This is a genomic window from Microbacterium lacus (assembly GCF_044794305.1).
In the GTDB taxonomy this organism is placed as follows: Bacteria; Actinomycetota; Actinomycetes; order Actinomycetales; family Microbacteriaceae; genus Microbacterium; species Microbacterium lacus_B.
In genome coordinates this window covers 814,775-834,568 of record NZ_CP084996.1, presented here as the reverse complement: position 1 = coordinate 834,568, position 19,794 = coordinate 814,775, and the positions used below count along the sequence as shown (strand labels likewise).

21 protein-coding genes are annotated in these 19,794 nt (G+C 65.4%); 12 read left to right on the top strand and 9 right to left on the bottom strand.

Translation table 11 applies throughout. From position 1 onward, the window contains the following. The first annotated feature begins 17 nt into the window (after positions 1–17). Positions 18–335: a DUF664 domain-containing protein gene (locus tag LG299_RS04140; RefSeq protein ID WP_404433704.1), complete on the top strand. Its 318-nt coding sequence runs from the start codon at positions 18–20 to the stop codon at positions 333–335. 294 nt (positions 336–629) lie between these two features. Here LG299_RS04140 and LG299_RS04135 read toward each other — a convergent pair whose 3' ends face one another. Both LG299_RS04135 and LG299_RS04130 read right to left on the bottom strand, forming a co-directional pair. After that, positions 630–1,385, bottom strand: a complete 756-nt coding sequence (locus tag LG299_RS04135) for a YidC/Oxa1 family membrane protein insertase (RefSeq protein WP_404433703.1) — start codon at positions 1,383–1,385, stop codon at positions 630–632. A gap of 102 nt (positions 1,386–1,487) precedes the next feature. Next, positions 1,488–1,781 (bottom strand): DUF6412 domain-containing protein, encoded by a 294-nt coding sequence (locus tag LG299_RS04130; protein ID WP_404433702.1) that lies wholly within the window; start codon positions 1,779–1,781, stop codon positions 1,488–1,490. 113 nt (positions 1,782–1,894) lie between these two features. On the opposite strand from LG299_RS04130, the gene LG299_RS04125 reads away from it, so the two are divergent. Both LG299_RS04125 and LG299_RS04120 read left to right on the top strand, forming a co-directional pair. Then, positions 1,895–2,293 (top strand): hypothetical protein, encoded by a 399-nt coding sequence (locus tag LG299_RS04125; RefSeq protein ID WP_404433701.1) that lies wholly within the window; start codon positions 1,895–1,897, stop codon positions 2,291–2,293. Between the two features lie 12 nt (positions 2,294–2,305). Continuing rightward, a complete protein-coding gene (locus LG299_RS04120; protein WP_404433700.1) occupies positions 2,306–4,282 on the top strand; it encodes an ABC1 kinase family protein in 1,977 nt (658 codons plus the stop codon). Here LG299_RS04120 and LG299_RS04115 read toward each other — a convergent pair. Continuing rightward, positions 4,199–5,329: a 1-acyl-sn-glycerol-3-phosphate acyltransferase gene (locus LG299_RS04115; RefSeq protein WP_404433699.1), complete on the bottom strand. Its 1,131-nt coding sequence runs from the start codon at positions 5,327–5,329 to the stop codon at positions 4,199–4,201. The two genes, LG299_RS04120 and LG299_RS04115, sit on opposite strands and share 84 nt — an antisense overlap. A 29-nt stretch (positions 5,330–5,358) precedes the next feature. Beyond that, on the bottom strand, positions 5,359–6,144 hold the full coding sequence (locus tag LG299_RS04110) for a patatin-like phospholipase family protein (protein WP_404433698.1): 786 nt from the start codon (positions 6,142–6,144) through the stop codon (positions 5,359–5,361). A 216-nt stretch (positions 6,145–6,360) separates the two neighbouring features. Between LG299_RS04110 and LG299_RS04105 the strand changes: the two genes are divergently transcribed. The 4 genes from LG299_RS04105 (at position 6,361) to LG299_RS04090 (ending at position 10,681) form a co-directional block, all read left to right on the top strand. Beyond that, positions 6,361–7,590: an alanine racemase gene (locus LG299_RS04105; protein WP_404433697.1), complete on the top strand. Its 1,230-nt coding sequence runs from the start codon at positions 6,361–6,363 to the stop codon at positions 7,588–7,590. Continuing rightward, the gene (locus LG299_RS04100; RefSeq protein WP_404433696.1) at positions 7,587–8,900 is read left to right on the top strand and encodes a D-arabinono-1,4-lactone oxidase; all 1,314 of its coding nucleotides are present in this window, start codon (positions 7,587–7,589) and stop codon (positions 8,898–8,900) included. The genes LG299_RS04105 and LG299_RS04100 overlap by 4 nt, the downstream gene beginning before the upstream one ends. An 82-nt stretch (positions 8,901–8,982) precedes the next feature. Then, positions 8,983–9,555 carry a LemA family protein gene (locus LG299_RS04095; protein WP_404433695.1) on the top strand — a complete coding sequence of 191 codons (573 nt, stop codon included), beginning with the start codon at positions 8,983–8,985 and terminating at the stop codon, positions 9,553–9,555. 34 nt (positions 9,556–9,589) lie between these two features. Next, complete coding sequence (locus LG299_RS04090; RefSeq protein WP_404433694.1) at positions 9,590–10,681, top strand: DNA glycosylase AlkZ-like family protein; 1,092 nt, start codon at positions 9,590–9,592, stop codon at positions 10,679–10,681. 4 nt (positions 10,682–10,685) lie between these two features. Here LG299_RS04090 and LG299_RS04085 read toward each other — a convergent pair whose 3' ends face one another. Together LG299_RS04085 and LG299_RS04080 are read right to left on the bottom strand one after the other, a co-directional pair. After that, positions 10,686–11,588, bottom strand: a complete 903-nt coding sequence (locus LG299_RS04085) for a hypothetical protein (protein WP_404433693.1) — start codon at positions 11,586–11,588, stop codon at positions 10,686–10,688. Then, entirely contained in the window at positions 11,585–12,892 is a 1,308-nt protein-coding gene (locus LG299_RS04080) for a winged helix-turn-helix domain-containing protein (protein WP_404433692.1), read from the bottom strand. The genes LG299_RS04085 and LG299_RS04080 overlap by 4 nt, the downstream gene beginning before the upstream one ends. Before the next feature lie 103 nt (positions 12,893–12,995). Between LG299_RS04080 and LG299_RS04075 the strand changes: the two genes are divergently transcribed. Next, on the top strand, positions 12,996–14,186 hold the full coding sequence (locus LG299_RS04075) for an AI-2E family transporter (protein WP_404433691.1): 1,191 nt from the start codon (positions 12,996–12,998) through the stop codon (positions 14,184–14,186). Continuing rightward, positions 14,183–15,433 carry a threonine ammonia-lyase gene (ilvA, locus tag LG299_RS04070; RefSeq protein WP_404433690.1) on the top strand — a complete coding sequence of 417 codons (1,251 nt, stop codon included), beginning with the start codon at positions 14,183–14,185 and terminating at the stop codon, positions 15,431–15,433. Before LG299_RS04075 ends, ilvA begins: the two co-directional genes overlap by 4 nt. 17 nt (positions 15,434–15,450) lie before the next feature. Here ilvA and greA read toward each other — a convergent pair whose 3' ends face one another. Both greA and LG299_RS04060 read right to left on the bottom strand, forming a co-directional pair. Next, complete coding sequence (gene greA, locus LG299_RS04065) at positions 15,451–15,942, bottom strand: transcription elongation factor GreA (protein ID WP_404433689.1); 492 nt, start codon at positions 15,940–15,942, stop codon at positions 15,451–15,453. Between the two features lie 98 nt (positions 15,943–16,040). Beyond that, positions 16,041–16,433 carry a DUF4307 domain-containing protein gene (locus LG299_RS04060; protein ID WP_404433688.1) on the bottom strand — a complete coding sequence of 131 codons (393 nt, stop codon included), beginning with the start codon at positions 16,431–16,433 and terminating at the stop codon, positions 16,041–16,043. 70 nt (positions 16,434–16,503) lie between these two features. On the opposite strand from LG299_RS04060, the gene LG299_RS04055 reads away from it, so the two are divergent. Then, positions 16,504–16,806 carry a hypothetical protein gene (locus tag LG299_RS04055; RefSeq protein ID WP_404433687.1) on the top strand — a complete coding sequence of 101 codons (303 nt, stop codon included), beginning with the start codon at positions 16,504–16,506 and terminating at the stop codon, positions 16,804–16,806. Here the strand turns inward: LG299_RS04055 and LG299_RS04050 are convergent, their stop codons facing one another. Next, complete coding sequence (locus LG299_RS04050) at positions 16,807–17,550, bottom strand: hemolysin III family protein (protein ID WP_404433686.1); 744 nt, start codon at positions 17,548–17,550, stop codon at positions 16,807–16,809. Positions 17,551–17,661: 111 nt separating this feature from the next. On the opposite strand from LG299_RS04050, the gene LG299_RS04045 reads away from it, so the two are divergent. Both LG299_RS04045 and LG299_RS04040 read left to right on the top strand, forming a co-directional pair. After that, positions 17,662–18,447 carry an isoprenyl transferase gene (locus tag LG299_RS04045; RefSeq protein ID WP_404433685.1) on the top strand — a complete coding sequence of 262 codons (786 nt, stop codon included), beginning with the start codon at positions 17,662–17,664 and terminating at the stop codon, positions 18,445–18,447. Between the two features lie 45 nt (positions 18,448–18,492). Continuing rightward, a complete protein-coding gene (locus tag LG299_RS04040; protein WP_404434795.1) occupies positions 18,493–19,611 on the top strand; it encodes an aminotransferase class V-fold PLP-dependent enzyme in 1,119 nt (372 codons plus the stop codon). Positions 19,612–19,794: the final 183 nt, after the last annotated feature.

The window sequence follows — 19,794 nt, the reverse complement described above, 5'->3', positions numbered from 1 at the left end:
AGCGCTCGGTTTCGCCCGTGGCACTTTCCGTTCTCGGGCTCGTCCGCCAGATGGAGGCCGGCTACCTCGGCTGTGGTCTGAGCGGTGAGGGCGAGCGGGATTTCTACGGCGACGACGATTTCGCAGGCGGAACGCCCGACAGCGTCGACGATATTCGCGGGTGGCTGGCGGAGGTTCGACGAGCGGATGCCACCATCGCAGTGTGTGCATCGCTTGACACGCTGGGGCGGGGGCATGACCGTTCGCTCCGGCGGTCGCTGCTCAACATGGTTCACGAGTACGCGTTGCACGCCGGTCAGGCCGGGGGAAGATGCGGCGCTGACCTCTCGCTGTGAGGATCGCGTGAGGTCTTGCCCTTGCTGGGTATCACTCGCTATTGTCGAGGTCCCCGACGAAAGGTTGTTGATTATGAGAACCCGCGATCGTTGAAATACCAAAGCGAGCCCCTGCCCGACCTGGTCGAGTGGGGGCTTCGTCGTGGGGAGCGGACAGTCAGGAAGGTTGAGTCGGGTGCACGCGGACTGCGATCGATCACGTGCAACTCGCTCACGCGCCGACCGTGCACGGGATCCAGGGCGAGACGGCGGATGCTTCGATCGTCGGACCCGTCGGGATGGACAACACACCATCTAGGGCTGGTGGGTTGGGGGATCGATAGGAAACCTTCGTCGCAGGATCAGTCGCTGGGCGAGCGTCCATGTGACCGTGACAAGGAGGTAGAGCCCGGCGGCGAGCGGAACGAACGCGGCTACGACCGCCGTGCCGAACTGCAGGACCCCCAAGAGGCGGAGCATCACTTCGCTGCCCGTCGTGGTTGTCGCTGTTAGCGCGGGACGCAAGACCCGACGAGTGATCTCCGCGATTGCAGCGATCAGGAGGATCACGGCACCGAATACGGCGGCCGCAGCCCACGTCAAGGTTTCGCTTCCGACGGAACCGATGAGGGCGGCCCCGAGCGGCACACCGAAGACCTGTTCGGTGAGCAGGTTGTTCGGGTGGCCGGCGATGACGGTGTGCAGGAACAGCGTGTAGATGATGCCGACGACCGGGGCTTGGATGAGCACGGGAAGGCATCCGGCGAACGGCGACGCCTGCTCGTCGCCAAAGAGCTTCATCGTCTCGCGTTGCAGACGTTCACGGTCATTCTTGTGCCTGCGTTGGAGTTGCTGCAGCTTCGGCGTCAGTCTCGCACGGGTCTGATCCGCTTTGGCCTGCGCGACCCCGGTGGGGATCAAGATCGTCCGCACGAGAAGGGTGAGTATCACCACGGCGACCGCTGCGGATGCGCCGCCCGTGATCGGTTGTAGCAGCGACGCCAACCCCATCAGCAGCGCATATGCCGCGTCGAGGGTGGCCGAGATGGGTGGGAACGAGAAGAGGTCCATGATGTCCGTCCGATGATGTGAGAGGTGGTTGCGGAACGGCCACGCCTGACATCGACGAACACACACATCACCCTTCGAACGGGGTGGAAGAGCGTCGAGGCGCTACGCGGCCGGAGCCGGGATCCCTGGAGCGCGCGAACGCGGGTGGCCCGCAGCATCCGGATCACTCTGCGCGACAGCCACCGACACATCGATGGCCCTCTTCGGGCGGATCAGGGAGGCCATCACCGAACGGGGCGAGCCCACGGCCTGCAACAGGACAATGACGAGGGCAGCCGTCAACACAACCGCCGCCCACACGGTCGCCGAGCCAGCCTCGGGAGCACCGATCACACTGAAAGAGGAGAGCAAGACCTGCAGGAAGGAAGCGAGCGCGTCGATCATCGCGTCTGTCACCCTCCCCACTGGAATGCGCCCACGGTACCACTGCTCGTCAGTGATGATTGGTTCAGCGACCACATGGGGCCGGTCTGCTCGAGGAACGACCGTCATACGAAGGTAGGAGATCGGTGCACGCCACTCCACTCGGTGGCTGTATCGAACCTAGGGTTCCGAACGCCGGGCTCCCGCTAGCGTTCCTCGACGTCGACGAGCCAGCCGACTTCGACCTCCTCTACAACACCCGCCCCACCAAGGCCTCCCCGGCCGGATCACCCCGCCGTCGGCATGGGCGCGACACCGAAGACCGACCCACCCCGGCCCATCACCCCGTAAGCCCCGCAGCCGGAGCGCGCAGACGAGATCCGCTCAAGAAGGTCGCAGACAGCGGCGTCGTCGAGTTCCGCGGGATCCGCTTCGGAATCGGCCGGGCCTGGGGCGACCAACGGGTCTGGGTCATGGAGGCCGGAAAGACGGTCAATGATCTCCGACCTGCGCGGCACGCTCATGGCGCGGTCGCGGGAAGCTGACAGAATCGGGTCATGCCGAGTTGGATCGTCTTCGCGATCGTCGTCCTGGTCTTCTCGATCGCAGCGGCCTGGATCGTACGCCGGTTGCTCGACGCTGAGATCGGGTGGTTGCGCGCCTGGATCACCGCACTAGTGGTCTTCATCGTCATGTCACCCGTTGCGGTGTGGACTCTGACTGAGACCGACGTGTATCGCGACGGCCAGATCATCGTGAGTGGTTCTGTGGCGCTGGCGATGGTGGCGCTGACGATCGGCTGGATGCTGGCGGTCGTGGTGATCGTCATCCTGACGATGGAGTTCCTCTGGCCGTCGCACCGGTGGCGCAATCCCGTCACGATCGTGCGGGACGCACTTCGAAGGCGAGATCGCGCCCGCCGGTATGCGCAGATCCTCGCGATAGGGTCCCGCCACGGAATCACGTTCTACGAGAGTCGCCGTGCGGGCAACGAAGAAGAACTGCCCACGGCACTGGTTTCGGCGATGAATGAGGCGGGCGTCACCTTCGTCAAGCTGGGTCAGGTTCTCTCGACCAGGGAAGACGTGCTCCCGCCGGCCTTCACCACGGCGCTGTCGACGTTGCAGATGGACTCCTCGGCGATTCCGTGGGCAGAGGCCGAGGTCGCGATTCGAGAGCAATTGGGCCGCCCGCTCTCAGAGGTGTTCGCCGAGATCGACCGCGAACCGCTCGCCGCGGCATCCGTCGCTCAAGTTCACGCAGCGCGACTGGTGAGTGGCGAGGAAGTGGTGGTGAAGATTCAGCGTCCGCAGGCACGTGCGCAGGTCACGACCGATCTCGACATCCTGGACCGCCTGGCTGTGGAGGCGGAGCGACGCACCGACTGGGCCAAGGCGTACGGCGCGCACGCGATGGTGACCGAGTTCGCGCGCGGTCTGCGAGAAGAACTCGACTACCGAATCGAGGCGAACAATACGGAGCTGCTGAGGGCGACCGTCCGCGGCCAGGGGAGGTTCACTCCGCGCATTCCTCGCCTCTTCGGCGAGTTCTCGACCGCACAGATGCTGGTGCAGGAGCGCGCTACGGGGACACCGTTCAGCAGGCTGCTGCCCGGCGCGTTGCCGCCGGATGAAGCCCTCGAGGTTGCGGACGCGCTCATGGATGCGTTCATCGACCAAGTCATGGTCAAGGGCGTTTTCCATGCGGACCTGCATCCGGGCAATCTGATCCTGACCACCGACCCCTCGCGCCACGGGGCGCGCGCCTCGGTGACGCTGATCGACTTCGGCGCGGTGGGGATCGTTGAGAGCAGCATGCGTCGACTCCTCTTGGCGATGCTGATCGGGGTGGCGAACGAAGACGACGTTGCCGTTACGGATGTCGCGCTGCTGATGTGCGGTCCGCCGGCCGGGGCAGTGGATACCTCTGCCTTGCAACGCGACATCGGGACACTCCTCACCAGGGTGCATGTCGCCGGCACCGACGGGAGCTTTTTCGGGCTGTTGCTGGACGTCCTGCGTCGGCATCGAATCGCTATGCCGCCATCGCTCCTACTCGTCTTCCGCACGCTCGGTTCGCTGGAGGGAACACTGCGAAAGCTCGTATCGGACTACGACATGGTTCAGCGCGCGGTGAAGATCGCTCCGGAACTAGCGCTGTCGATGCATTCCGCGCGAGGAACCCTCCTGGACGTGCAGACGTGGTCGGCTCTGCTCTCTGAGCAGGCGCGTCGATTGCCTCGACGTCTGGAGAACGTGACTCGCGGCCTGGACGAGGGGACTCTGTCGGTGCGTGTGCGTGCTTTCGAGGGCGTCGAGGAGAGGCGCTTGCTTGATGACGTGCTCGGCCGCATGACGACGATAGCGATCGGCATCGCCCTCGTGTTGACGGGTGTGCTGCTCACCACCGACGGAGGTGGTCCTATGCTGACCGACGACGTGTCGTCCTTCTCATTCCTGGGCAGCGTCGTCGGACTGGGCGGTCTGCTCCTGCTCTTGCGCGGCCTGCGGACCGCTCTTCGGCGCCGGGTGTGACCCCCGGTCGATCCAGCCGTCGATGCGGGTGAACCAGTCGTAGAGCCACACCATCTGGTCGTCGCGCGCGACAGGAACGTCCGCGCGCGGCACCCGCCAGGCGTGGAGCGTGATCCGCTTCTCCATCGGAAGTGCACGCCACAGGTCGCGAACGCTCGACAGGTCGTCCAGTCCGGAGTGCGCGATGAAGACCACATCGGCGAGGGGGGCGGCTTCGATCGCCGCGTACAGGCCGCGCGGTTGCGGCGCGAGCACGTGTTGCAACGCCTCCGCGCGAAGGGCGAGGGCCTCCTTTCCGCTCTCGCGGAGTCGGTCGATCCGTGTGATTCGGCGCGAGGGGGTGAAGTTGCCGCCTTCGGGGAAGATGACGAATGCATCCGCGGTACCGAGGCCGTCGACAAGTTCGGTGATCGCCTTCTCTGCGACATGGGCGTTAGCTGGCCGTTGCACTGAGCGAGCCGAACCTCCGGTCGGCGGAGTGAAGCCGGTCGGGCTGATGAAGCGGCTGGGCAGTCGATTCAGCAGAACATCGATGGCGGGATCCCACTGGAGCGTGTCTTTGACCACGACCCGAGGCATCCGTTTGACGTGGTTCAGGAGCGCATGCATGAGGACGAAGGAATCACCAGGGCCAGCGTGCCGACTCGCGACGATGACGGGCGTGCCGGGGCGCAGCATTTGACGGAACGACGCCGCTGTCGTGCTGTCGTCCGTTTGTTGCGCACCCTCGGTGAGGACGCGCACGCGGAGTACCCCGCGACAGACCCAGAAGAGCACTCTCAGCGCGAGGGCCGCCACCGCGTAGTGGGCGCGGATCGACCACGACGAGCGGATCTTCCATCCGAAGCCTGTGGCGATCCACAGAGCGAAGAGAACGAGCAGCAGGAGTGCATCCCACAGGAGGTAGACCAGGGCGATGAGCAGCGCCCGCGGCCATCGGAACCGGCGTGGGATGAACGAAGCCACGATGATGATGACCAGGAGGAGCAGGGGCATCAGACCGATGAGCAGGGGGGCGGCGATGACGACCAGCGGTGCGATCACCACCCTGCGCACCCATCGCGGGGGGAGTCGGATCACCTCGGGCTCGCCGGCGAAGGAAAGTGATCGTCAAGGTAGGACGTGCTCGCTTCGTACGCCAGTTCGATGCGGGTGCGCACAGTGTCCATGCGGCGGTACGACATGAGTGAGTCGTCTCCCTCCAGCGCGCCGCCGATCGGGAGAACGTGGAGTGATATGCCCTCGGGAAGCGTCGCGATGTCGCGAGCGTAGCGGTGTCGTCGGGCGACCTCGAAGGCGACCTGAGCCGTCTGTACCGCCGTGCGTGGCGGCCGCAGCGGTTTCTCCACCCGACCCACCTGTAACACGAAGATCGTCGTCGCACCGGTCTCGACCGCCGGGCTGATCGGAATCGAGTTGACAACGCCCCCGTCGATATAGGTCTCGCCATTGATCCGGGTCGGCGGCAGCAGACCGGGAACGGAAGCGGACGCCAGCACGGCCTGGATGAGCGGCCCGGAGTCGAAGACCTGCTCTGCCGCCCGCTCGATGCTCGCCGCAACCACCCGCAACGGAACAGAGAGGTCACCGAAGTCCGCTTCGGCGCCGAGGATGCGCTCGAGCATCCGCCGGAGCGGGGCAGGCGAGTTCATGTGGGTGCGCGTACGGATGAGACGCGAGAACTGGTACAGAAACGAGTCGCCGTACACCGAGGCGGCTTCGGGTGACATCCATGCTTCGAGAAGATCATCGATCGCGCCGAGCGACGGAGTCTTCGCTACGATGGCACCGTTGATGGCGCCGATCGAGGTTCCGACGATCACGCTCGGTCTGGTCTTTCGTTCCAGAAGTGCGCGCAGCATACCGATCTGGACGGCACCGCGCAGACCGCCCGCCGAGCACGAACGCTACGCCGGGCTCGGGGTGCGCGCCGTGCCCCGCTGCTCGTCGTTCTGCATCGCCCACCCTGGCACGCTAGCCGGATCCGACCCGATTACGGTAGCCGCGGCGCTCGGGCTCTTCGGTCGTCATGGGAACCGTATGGTAGATCACATGTGTGCCCCCCCGAGGTCGCGACGATGACCCTCGACCTTCTCTCCGTCCCTGTGACGACGCAGCCCTGGCGAGACGCGCGCGAGTACGGGGAGTCGCTGAGCGCGGCCGTGGAGGGCGTGTCAGGGCCCGTCGCGGTCATCGACGTCTCGGCTTTGCGGCACAACGCCCTCGACATGCTCGTGCGGGCCGCCGGTGTCCCCATCCGCGTCGCCAGCAAGTCGGTACGGGTGCGTGAAGTCATCGACGCGACGTTGGCTCTGCCCGGCTACCGCGGGATACTCGCGTTCACCCTGCCGGAGGCGCTGTGGCTCGCCGAGACACATGAGGATGTCGTCCTGGGTTACCCGAGCGTCGATCGCGCGGCGATCGCTGCACTGACCGACGATGAGATCGCCTCGGCACGGGTGACTCTGATGGTCGACGACCTCGCGCAGCTCGACGTCATCGACGCCGTCGTCGCACCCGCCCAGCGTCCGGTCATCCGCGTCGCCATCGATGCAGATGCATCCTGGCGTGCCCCCGGCCTCGGCCATGTAGGCGTGCACCGCTCGCCCGTGCACGAGCCGGGCGACGTGGCGACCCTCGCCCGCGCCATCGCCGCACGCGAGGGATTCAGCCTCGTCGGGCTCATGATGTACGAGGCTCAAATCGCCGGTCAAGGCGATGACACGGGTTTCGGTGACACCGTCATCCGTTGGATGCAGCGCCGATCGGGCGATGAGCTCATCGCCCGCAGGGCTGCGATCGTGGCCGCCTTGCGTGAGGTGGCGCCGCTGGAGTTCGTGAACGGGGGCGGGACTGGATCGCTCGAGTACACCGCATCCGATCTCTCGGTCACTGAACTCACTGCAGGGAGTGGATTTCTCGCCGGGCACCTTTTCGACGGCTACCGCGCGTTCACCCTCGCGCCGGCCGCAACGTTCGGTCTCGAAGTCGTCCGTAAGCCGCAACCCGATATCGCTACGGTGCTGGGCGGCGGGTGGATCGCTTCTGGTCCCGCGCTCGCCTCACGCCAGCCTCTGCCGGTCTGGCCGGCGGGGCTGAAGACGATCGGCCGTGAGGGCGCCGGTGAGGTGCAGACACCGCTCCAGGGTGGTGCTGCCCGAGCCATCGCCGTGGGGGACCGCGTGTGGTTCCGTCACTCCAAGAGCGGGGAGCTCGCGGAGCGCGTCGACCGGTACCTGCTCGTCGATCATGGTCGCATCGTCGGTGAGGCACCCACCTACCGCGGAGAGGGAAAGGCGTTCCTGTGACCAGGCCCGGAGGCACGTGGCAGAACTGGGGCCGTTCGGCGTCCGTGCGCCCGCAGCGCGTCGAGTTCCCCAGAACGGTCGAGGCCGTGCAACGGTCGGTGCGCGCAGCGGGGACGCGGGGAATGCTCGTGAAAGCTGTCGGTGCGGGTCACAGCTTCACCGGCATCGCCGTCGCCCCGGGTGTACTGCTCGACCTCACTGATCTCACCGGTCTCGTCCGTGTTGACCGCGAGCGCGGACTCGTGACTCTTCTCGCCGGCACTCGCCTGCACCAGATCCCCGCTCTGCTGGCGCCGTATGGCCTGGCCATGCAGAATCTCGGCGACATCGATCGTCAGTCGATTTCGGGCGCAATCTCGACCGGAACCCACGGAACCGGCGCTCGGTTCACCGGAATCGCGGGACAGGTTCGCGGTGCGCGCGTGGTGGCGGCATCCGGAGACATCCTCGTCGTCGACGAGAACGAGAACATCGCACTGCTTCCGGCCATCGCACTGGGCCTGGGCGCGCTCGGGATCCTGGTCGAGGTGACGATCCAGTGTGTTCCTGCATTTGTGCTGCACGCTGTGGAGCGACCTGAGCCGCTGGTGGCGGTGCTGAGCGCGCTCGATGACCGAATCGCGACGGCCGATCACTTCGAGCTCTACTGGTTTCCGCACACCGATCGAGCAATGACCAAGACGAACACACGGCTTCCTGAAAGCGCGCCGCGGCACCCGCTGTCCGCCGTGAGCAAGTGGGTCGATGACACGGTGATCGGCTCGGGCCTTCATCAGGTGGCGTGCAGTGTGGCCCGGACAATCCCGGCCACCATTCCCTCGATCAACCGCATCTCGGCGAAGGTGTGGGGTGACCGCGAGTTCACCGATGCGTCGGCGCGCGTATTCGCCACATCGCGCTCGGTGCGTTTTCGCGAGATGGAGTACGCGCTCCCCGTCGAAGACGTCAGGCGTGCTTTCGAGGCGGTGCGGGCGCTCGTCGAGGATCGTGGCTGGAGAATCTCCTTCCCCGTCGAGGTGCGCTTCGCCGCGGCCGACAACCTCTGGCTTTCCACGGCCTATGACCGCGCGACGGCCTACATCGCCGTCCACCGCTACTGGCGCGAAGACCCCACCGAATACTTCGACGCCGTCGAAGAGATCATGCTGTCGTTCGGGGGCCGCCCGCACTGGGGCAAGATGCATTCGCTGGATGCCTCGGCGCTGCGAGAGCGGTACCCCCGGTTCGATGAGTTCACCGCGCTCCGCGATCGCCTCGACCCGGATCGCACATTCCAGAACGTCTATCTTGAACGCGTCCTGGGTGAGTAGGCGCTGAGAGTCCTCGGCGGACTCTGATGCCGTGCACCGCCGATGGCTAGGATGAGGGCAAAACCGAACGGAGTCGCTCAGTATGGAATGGCCATGGTTGATCCCGGTCTTGATCGTGGTGGCGCTCGTCGTCATCGCGGGCATCTACCTATGGGCGACGTACAACTCGCTCGTCCAGCTCAACGTCCGCGTCGACGAGGCGTGGAGTGACATCACGGTGCAACTCAAGAGACGCGCCGACCTCTTGCCCAACCTCATCGAGGCCGTGAAGGGCTACGCGGCGCACGAGAAGGCTGTGTTCGAGAACGTCACGAGAGCGCGCGCAGAGACGCTGTCAGCAGGTAGTCCGGCCGAGGCCGGTCTCGCCGAAGGCCATATGCAGCAGGCGCTCAAGTCGCTTTTCGCGGTTGCAGAGGCGTATCCGCAGCTTCAGGCGAGTCAGAACTTCCTTCAACTTCAGCAGTCGATCGTCGACACCGAAGACAAGATTCAGGCCTCGCGGCGCTTCTACAACGGCGGCGTGCGCGAACTGAACACCAAGATCAAGGTTTTCCCGAACAATCTCTTCGCGCGCAACCTCGGCTTCAACGAGCGCGAGTTCTTCGAGGTCGTTGACGGCGCCGCGATCTCGGAGCCGCCGAGGGTTCAATTCTGAGCTGGCTCGGGTTGGCGCGAGCGTAGCGCGCACCGTGGTCCACACCCTCACGCGCGAGCGCGCGCGCCGCGTCGCAATCCAGGCGCAACTCCTCACCGCGGACAGGCCCGCAGGAATCGTCGAAGCGATCGACACGCTCGGCGTGGTCAACATTGAGCCCACGGCGGCGATCGCGCCGAGTGCCGACCTCATCCTGTGGAGCAGGCTCGGCTGGCCGTATCAGCCTGCTGATCTGTTGCGACTGGAGGTGGAGGACCGCGCGGTGTTCGAGTGGAACGGCTTCTACCGAACGATGGCCGACCTGGCGATCGTCGTGCCCGACATGAAGCAACGCCCCCGCTATGCGCAGCCGCGCGAGTGGTTGGCTGCCAATGCTCGATTCCGCGCGGATGTGCTGGCGCGGTTGAGGCAAGAGGGGCCCCTGCGCGCGGCGCAGATCCCCGACACCGCGCAGGTATCATGGCGCTCGACGGGATGGACGAACAACCGAAACTCGATGCAGATGCTCGAGATTCTCGTGATGTGCGGAGACGTCGCCATTTCATCGCGGGACTCCGGTGGAAGGCTGTTCGATCTGGCGGAACGTGTGTACCCGACCGAGATCGACGAACTGACGAACGCCGAGGCAGCCCGCGAGCGCGCGGTGCGCAGACTCGGCGCGCTCGGAATCGCGCGAACGAAATCTGTGGTCGATCCTGCAGATCCGCCGGACCTGGGCGACCTCGGCGAAGAGGCTGTCGTCGAGGGCGTCCCCGGCGTGTGGCGAATCGACCCTGAGGCTCTTGCCGCGAGTGAGAACTTCTCGCCCCGCACAGCGTTGCTCTCGCCGTTCGACAGGCTCGTGTTCGATCGCGCGCGGTTGGAGGAGATCTTCGGATTCGAGTACATCCTCGAGATGTACAAGCCCGCCGCGAAGCGTCGGTGGGGGTACTTCGCCTTGCCGATCCTGCACGGCGACCGGTTCGTCGGCAAGCTCGACGCGAAGGCTGATCGCAAGGCAGGTGTACTGCGCATCAATGCGCTGCACGAAGACGAACCGTTCACGCCGGCCGTGGCATCCGCCGTCGATGCCGAAGTGAACGACCTCGCGCGCTGGCTCGGCCTCGAGATCGTGCACGAACGTTGAGGGGTTAGATCACACGGAGCGCCATGCGGCCATTCGTTAACTCGATGACGCCTCGAAGTGCCCAGTCATCGGCGCGGTAGGTGAAGCTCGCGCTCGCGCCGTCGCGGGTCGTACCAATGGCGGTGGCCACGATGATGCCATCGGTCGCGGCAAACGAAGCGAGATCGTCGGCCACAGCGAGCACCGGCAACTGATCGATCCGGAAAGTGATTGCAGAGAGCGCGGCAAGGTCAGCAGCCCACGGCACGCGAAGTCCGCAATTCTCGGGCACCGTTGCGCCGGGCTCAGCGCATGCTCGGGCGTAGTCGTCGAGCTGGCTGGCGATGAGGGCGATGCCTTCGGCGGAGAGGGATGCCTCAACGGCGACCCGCACCGGATTCTCATTGGTGACGACGACAGCTGCGTCGCCGGAAAAGAGTTCGGCCGGTGCCGCGCCGACCGTGTAGAGCGCAGGAAGCAGGTGCGCAGCCTCTGACGTGGAGAAGATCGTGCTACCGATCGTCACGGAGTCGCCCAACGTTGTTGTGGCCTCCAGTGTCGCGAGATAGTCGGACGTTACACGGAACCCGTCAGCACCTTCTGAGAGTCCGAAGCCCACCACTGCGGGCTCGCCGTCGAAATCGACTTCAGCCCGCACCGAGCTGTCTTCGAAGACCTCGAATGTGTAGTCCCCGAGGTAAGCGTCAGCGCTGGAGAAGGCCGACTCGATCTGCGCGAAATTCTCCGGTTCGATCTCCAAGAGAGAGCGAACCGCCTCGGCATCGCCGTCGGAAAGGGCTCGCAAGTACGTATCAGCCGCTTCTTCGGCCGACGGCGCGCGCGAGCTGAGTGACCACACCACAACACCACCGACAGCGGCGAGGACGAACGCGCCCACCACGATCCCGACGGTTGTCTTGCGCTTCACTCGTCCACGCTAGCGCGGACGGGAGTGTTCAGCGTGAGTGCCGTGTTGGCTTCGTGACGGGATGCCTCCGCCAGCTCGCGCGCGAGATCACCTGTCGCATCGCCCCACCCAGATATCGACAGCGACTCCAAACCTTGCCACCGCGCGGCCGACCGCAGCTGTTCGGCCAGCCGAGCGGGTGCGTCTGGGGGACGGCTCTGCTCCCACCAGGCGGATTGCACCATCAGTGTGGAGCGAGCCCGGTCGGCCTTGAGATCGACCCGCCCCACGAGGTCGTCGCCGATCAGCACCGGTAGGGAGTAGTAGCCGTAGCGCCGCTGGGGAGCCGGCGTATAGATCTCGATGCGGTACTCGAACCCGAAGAGGCGCTCGGCACGATCGCGAAACCACACGACAGGGTCGAACGGAGTGAGGATTGCGGCGGTGTCGATGCCGCGGGGGAGCGCGGCGTCCCGATGCAGCCACGCCTTCGCGGGCCTGCCCGCGCTCTGCCATCCCTCGACCTGCACCGGGAGGAGTTCACCCGCCTCTTCGAGGTCGTAGATCGCCGCCATCACCACAGGGCGGTCCTTGATCCGCCAGTAGTCGGCGATGTCGGATGCCGTGGCCACCCCGTACGCGGCGCTCGCGCGTCGGACCAGTTCATGGATCGCCTCGGTACGCGGCACGGGATTGTCGAGCACTTCACGCGGAATGACGTGCTCAGCCAGGGCGTAGGTGCGCTCGAACCCGCGACGCCCCGCAATCGCGACCTCGCCGAACATCCACAGCAACTCCAGAGCGTTCTTGACCACGTCCCAGTCCCACCACGCACCTCGACGGGCTTCTTTGGCGTTGTGGTCGATCTGCGCCGGGCGCAGAGGTCCTCGTGCGGCGAGTTCGCTGCGGACCCAATCCATCACATCAGCGTGGACGACAGGCCAGCTGTCGGGCTTCGTACCGTACTTCGCGCGCAGATCGTCCATGCGAAAGCGGAAGAGACCCCAGTCAGTTGCCGGAATGAGAGCCGCCACGTGTGCCCAGTACTCGACATACGGGGCCTTGCGTGCGAAAACGAGTCGATCGAGCGCGGCCGTGTCGTACGGACCCAGCCGGGAGAACAGCGGCATGTAATGCGATCGCGCGAAGACGTTGACCGAGTCGATCTGCAGAGTCTTCATGCGTGCGAGCGCGAGATTCAGCTGTCGCGTGCCCGCGCTCGTCGTGCGCGCGCCACCGAACCCCTGGGCTGCGAGAGCGACGCGCCGCGCCTGTGCGCTGCTGAGCGTGTTGCTTCGCTTCGCATTGCTGCGCGTCGACTTCACGCGGGCCAGCCTAGTGCCCGCCTCCGACGTCCGACCCGCAAGGCCGGGTAGACCGGTCCGGTTGTATGACCGGCGCGGAATGCCGCGCGCCTAGACTGGCCCGATGAGCGGAACAGACCCGAAACCTCGAGGTTCGGTGTTCGACGCACTCCGTGATCGCAGTCGGGTCGTCACCACTGAGATGTCGGGGAACATCCCGCGTGGTCTGCGCACGGCGACCGCCTACTCGTGGCGGCTCTTGATCGTCGCAGCCGCGGTCGGAGTCGCGATCTGGTTGGTGATCCAACTCAAGCTCCTCGTCATTCCCCTCCTCATCGCGATCCTCCTCACTGCGCTTCTCCACCCGCTTTTCACTTGGATGCTGCGGCGCCGCGTACCGCGTTGGCTTGCCATCGTGCTGTCTGTGCTGCTGACGTTGGCGGTGGTCGGCGGCTTGCTCTGGCTCGCGATCTGGCAGATCGCGCGCCAGTGGCCTTCGGTCCAGGCACGCACCGTCGAGGCTCTCGAGCAGTTCCGGCAGTACTTGATCGACGGACCGCTTCACCTGACCGCGAAACAGATCGACGATCTGCTCGGGCAGGGGTGGACATTCGTCCAGCAACAGGCGGAACTCCTCCTTTCCGGCGCCCTCGCGATCGGCAGCACCCTCGGGCACGTGGTCGCGGGGGCGCTCCTGGCGTTCTTCATCCTTCTCTGCCTACTTGCCGACGGTGCCGGCATTTGGCGATGGACGACACGAATCTTCCCTCGTAAGGCACGCCCGGCCGTCGATGGCGCGGGACGCGCGGGCTGGGTCACGGTCGTCAACTATGCGCGGACCCAATTGCTGGTGGCCACGATCGACGCGATCGGCATCGGCCTGGGCGCGTTTCTGCTCGGGGTTCCGCTGGCCATTCCGGTCGCTGTTCTGGTGTTCCTCGGAGCGTTCATTCCGTTCGTCGGTGCCGTCATCACCGGCGCGTTGGCGGTCTTCCTCGCCCTGGTCTACAACGGCCCTTGGATCGCGCTCTGGATGCTGATCGTGGTTCTCGCGGTGCAGCAACTGGAGGGGCATGTGCTCCAGCCCCTCCTGATGGGATCGGCTGTGAAGGTACACCCGCTCGCGGTGGTGCTGGTGGTGGCCGGAGGCGCGATGATCGCCGGCATTCCGGGCGCTCTCTTCGCCGTTCCTCTCGCGGCCTTCGTCAATGTCGTCGCGGTGTACGTGTCGAGGCGGGCATGGGAGACAGGTCTCCCGCCTGATGTCGACCTCATCTGGAGCACCGTCCCCCGTCAGAGAAAGAGCAGTTCGTGAGCGGCACCCCGCACTTGTCCACCGCGATCCCCACCCTTTCGGCGTTCGAGGATGCCGCAGCCACGCTCGACGGCGTGATCACGGTCACCCCGCTCGATCATTCCAAGCACCTGTCGGATGTGCTCGGCGTGCCTGTACATCTCAAGCTCGAGAATCTGCAGCGCACCGGTTCTTTCAAGATTCGAGGCGCGACGTACCGGCTGTCACGGCTCACCGAAGAGGAACGTGCTCGCGGTGTCGTGGCAGCCTCAGCCGGCAACCACGCGCAGGGTGTGGCGTTGGCGGCGCAGGCGCTGGGAATTCGAGCGACGATCTTCATGCCCCTCGGAGTGCCCGTCCCCAAGTTGCTGGCGACCCGTGGCTATGGGGCCGAGGTGATCCTGGAGGGCGAAACAGTCGAGACCCCGCTACGACTCGCGGCCGAGTTCGCGGCGCGCACAGGGGCGGTCTTCATCCACCCGTTCGATCACCCAGACGTGATCGCAGGGCAGGGCACGCTCGGCCTCGAACTGTACGAACAGTGCCCCGACGTCGAAACGATCGTTATGGGCATAGGCGGGGGAGGGCTCGTTGCCGGCGTGGCCGCCGCGGTCAAGGCTCGCGCAGCAGTGGACGGCCGCAACGTGCGCATCATCGGTGTGCAGGCCGAGAATGCTGCTGCCTATCCCAGCTCGCTCGCCGCGGGGCATCCGCTCGAAGTTACGACGAGCCCGACGATCGCTGACGGCATCGCGGTCGCTCGGCCGGGAGACCTGCCCTTCGAGATCATTCGTGAACTCGTCGACGAGGTCGTCACCGTTTCGGATGACGACATCGCGCGCGCGCTCCTTGTTCTGCTCGAGCGCGCCAAGCAGGTTGTCGAGCCCGCCGGAGCCGTGGGGGTTGCGGCCATCCTCGCCGGAAAGATTCACGCCACGGGCCCGACGATCACCGTGCTTTCGGGCGGCAACATCGATCCACTTCTGCTACAGCGCGTCGTCGCGCACGGGCTCGCAGCATCCGGTCGGTACATGACACTGCAGATCCCGCTCCCGGATCGTCCCGGACAACTCGCCCGCGTCTCGCACTTGCTGTCGCAGGCCGGAGCGAACGTGATCGAGGTGTTGCACACCCGCCACGGACAGGGACTTCAGATCAGCGAGGTGATACTTCAGCTAAGCGTCGAAACGCGTGGCGAAGAGCACCGCGCTCACGTCATCGCGATCCTCGAGGCAGCGGGCTTCACACCGCGCGTGCTGGCTGACTGAGCGTAGCGCTCGTCGGACTACTGACCGTTGTAGGTGTCGACCTTGATGACCTCGACCGCGATCTCGCGACCGTTCGGGGCCACATACGACGTCTTGTCACCCTCGTTGAGCCCGAGGATGGCCGCGCCGAGCGGCGAGGCCTCGCTGTAGACATCGAGCGCTGAACCGACGCCGATCTCGCGATTGCCGAGAAGGAAGACCTCTTCGCCGCCGGCGACGATGGCCGTCACGACAGTGCCGGGTTCCACCACGCCGTGGCTCTCGGGCGCTTCGCTCACCGTGGCGGTCTTCAACAGGTGCTGCAGGGTGCGAATGCGCGCCTCTTGCTTGCCCTGTTCGTCTTTGGCTGCGTGGTAGCCGCCGTTCTCTTTGAGGTCACCCTCTTCGCGCGCAGACTCGATGCGCTTGGCGATCTCTTCGCGGCCGGTCGTCGAGAGGTGCTCGAGCTCGGCGACCAGACGGTCGTAGGCATCCTGCGTGAGGAAAGTGACGGGGGCATCGCTGGACACGTCGGACTCCTTGATAACAGTATGAATTCGAAACAGCGCGATCGGGGGCGGTACGTCGAACGCCCCGGCTCTGGCCAGGGCGTCGTGGTCTGGAAAGACTATGTCACCCAGCAGGAGTTGACCAAACCCGTCGTCGCTTCGGCGGTCGTGGGAATAGTCTCGCGGAACGCTCGGGCGTGCTGGTCGGAAGCCGGGAACTCCACGATCTTCCACCCGACGACGCCGTGCTCGACATCCTGCGCTTCGAGCGCGCATGCGACCGAGCGACCGAGAGGTGCAGTGATCTGGAAGTTCACCACGACCGAGTGATCATCCACGATCTCGAAGCCCGTTGCGTCGGCTCCGACGTCGTCCAGGGTGCTGGCAATGGTCATCCACCCGAAGAGCCCGGTGACGATGACGCCGATCGTGATCGCGACGACGATTCCCCATCGCGGGGCTCCGCGGCGGCGTCTGCCGTAGCGCTCATCGAGCATGCTCTGAGTCGTCATCGTGTTCCATCGGGAAGATTAGGCTGGGGTTCCAGGCTATGCGCTCTCGCGCGGAACAGGGACACCCACGATGCACGCGTTCGTCGCTCTCGCGCTCGGTTCGACCACCACGTCTGCGACGCCGTTGCCTACGCCGTCGCTGATGGTCGATCCGGAGCTCGTCACCCCGGGCGTGTGGGGCTTTGCCATCATCGCGCTCCTCGCCGTCGCGGTCATCCTCTTGGTCTCCGACATGCTGCGGCGCATTCGCCGTGCGCGGGTGCGCGCGGATATCGCCGAGGAGCTTGCTGCAGAGATGGATGCTGATGCCCAGCGGGATACCGCTGCGCCGTCACCGGCCACCGACGACGACACGGCTGCCCCGCGCGCCTAGTTAGCCGGAGAAGCCCAGGGACGGCGAGAACGGGTCGAGGGCGACCAAGAGGCACGCCGTCCAGTGGCAGAGGAATGCCAAGACGGTGCAGAGGTGGAAGATCTCGTGGAACCCAAAGTGTCCGGGCCAAGGGTTGGGCTTCTTCAGCGCGTAGGCGACGGCACCAACCGTGTAGAGCAGGCCTCCGATGATGACCAAGATCATCATGGTGGGGTTGGCCTGGAAGAGTTGGGGCATGTACATGACGGCCGCCCAGCCCAGCACCAGATAGAGCGCGACGTAGAGCCAGCGCGGCGCGTCGATCCAAAAGATTCGAAACAGGATGCCGGCGAGCGCCCCGCTCCACACCAGGACGAGCAGAAGCGTGCCCTGATCCGGGGGCAGGGCGAGAACTGCGAGGGGGGTGTAGGTCCCCGCGATGAGGATCACGATGTTCGCGTGATCGATTCGCTTGAGGATCGCCTTGGTTCTGGGCGTCCAATCGAAGCGGTGATACAGCGCTGAGTTGCCGAAGAGAAGTAGAGAACTCGCCATGAAGACGGCGGCCGACCACTTCGCTGCTGCTCCTTCGGCCACCACGATCAGGATGATTCCGGCCACAATCGCGACGGGGAAGATGGCGGCATGAAGCCAGCCACGCCAGGTTGGACGGATCTCGGGTACCTTCGCATCGGCATCCGCAGCCTCCATCAAGGGCAGTTCAGGAACCTCAGGCCCTGAGTCTTTCGGCGCGCGTCGGCTCATGTGTAAAGGGTAGGCCCCGCGGCATGCCGACGCTCGTACATACTGAGTCCCATGACTTGTGGTACTCAGTACCATTCCCGCGCGAGTTGGGTGTCGCGGTAGCGTAGGGGCGTGGCGCGCAATTCGGCAAACGAGGGCAGGGGGCCCCTTTACCGTCTGTACATCAACAGGTTGCGCCGTAACCTCGAACCTGATGCCGTGCCGCACCACATCGCCATGATGATCGACGGTAACAGGCGTTGGGCGAAGCAACTGGGCTACGACTCAGCCGCCCATGGGCATCGCGCGGGAGCCGCGAAGATGCGTGAGTTTCTGGAATGGTGCGACGACATCGGTGTGCGCGTGGTGTCGCTCTACCTCCTCTCCAACGACAATCTCGTCAAACGCGATTCGCGAGAACTGTCCGACCTCATCGACATCATCGCCGAACTCGCCGAAGAGCTCTCGCACGAGCGGGACTGGCGTGTGCAGCACGTCGGCCGTTCCGATCTCCTCCCACCCGATCTCGCCCGCGTACTGGCGACCGCCGAGCAACGGACTACCGAGCACACCGGCCTGCATGTCAACCTCGCGGTCGGCTACGGCGGACGCGGCGAGATCGTCGATGCAGTGCGGAGCATCATCGCCCAGCATGACAAGGACGGCGGATCGCTCGAGGAGCTCGCCGCGAGTCTCACGCCCGAGCAGATCGGCGAGCATCTCTACACCGGAGGCTTGCCCGACCCCGATCTGGTGATTCGTACTTCGGGGGAGCAGCGCTTGAGTGATTTTCTGCTCTGGCAGAGCGCGCACAGCGAGTTCTACTTCGTGGAAGCGCTCGGGCCAGACCTGCGTGAGGTCGACTTTCTGCGTGCGATTCGCGACTTCACCACGAGAAACCGCCGTTTCGGCGGCTGACTTCGCCGCCCGACTCATCAGGCCCTCTGCCAGACTGTGACCGTGATGGACCTGGAGTCGTACATCTCGTCGTTCGACGGAGAACCCGGATACCTCGACTGGGCTGCGTTCGGTCCGCTGTCGGCATCAGTCCGCAGCGAGGCGCACGCAGACACGGAGCTGCTCGGTTCTGGCAGGCGCTCGAGCATCGAGCTCGTCGGTGAACATGTCGGCGAGGCCCGTGCGATCGCGGCAGAGCTGATCGGCACGTCGGTCGATCAGATCACTCTGCAACCATCGACGACCTACGGCATCATGCACGCCTTCTACGGGCTCGCCGGGGGGTTAATGCTCTCGCGTGCGGAGTTTCCGAGCCTCACCGTGGCAGCCACTCGTGCGGCTGATTCGCTGGGGTCGATCGATCTGCAGTGGCTCGAGCCCGAAGACGGAATGGTCACGCCCGACCTCGTGCGAGCGTCGTTGACCGATGACACGCGCGCGCTCGCGGTCAGCTTGGTCGACTTTCGCACCGGATATCGGGCCGACCTGTCGGCGTTGCGCGACGTGATCGGTGACCGGTTGCTGATCGTCGATGCGATTCAGGGGTTCGGAATGATCGAGGCGGACTACCTCGCTGCCGACGTAGTGTGTGCGCAGGGCTACAAGTGGCTGCGAGCGGGGCGCGGGACCGGCCTCGCGTGGTTCGGTGAACGCGCGCTCGAGCGGATTGCTCCGGTTCTGTCGGGGTTTGTCGGGGTGGACGGTGACCTGCCCGTGGACGTTGTCCCTCAGCCCGCAGCATCCTCCCGCGCGTTCTCGGTATCGGGGATCGACACTCTCGCGGTGGCGCGACTGGCGACGGCGCTTCGCGAGGTGCGCGAGGTCGGCGTTGCCACCATCGAGGCCGAGCTTGCCGAACGTACACGAAGCGTCATCTTCTTCGCCGACCGCTACGAAGTTCCGGTCATCACTCCGCGTGCACCCGAGCGCCGCGCGGGAATCGTCACGCTTCAGCCCGCCCCGCAGGATGCCGCGCCGCTGGCCGCAGCCCTCGCCAACCACGGATTGACCGTGACGGTGCGATCAGGGCTCGTGCGCGTCGCACCACATGTCGGAACCGGGGCCGACACTCTACGGCTCTTCGGCGATGCCCTCGCGGCTTTCTCATCGATGCGCGTGTGGTGAAGCATCCGGAGTTCACAAACTCGTAACCAGAAAAGGTGCGTGTCTTCGGCGTGTGTTCGCGCTCGCGGTCGTACGGTCAACTCATCGGGCAAAGCGCCCGTCGAGTCGGCCTTTCGGAAACGACTCGTGACCCCTTGGTCGACTCGTGACTGCCGGGATTTTCACCCCGGGGCGGGAGTGGGT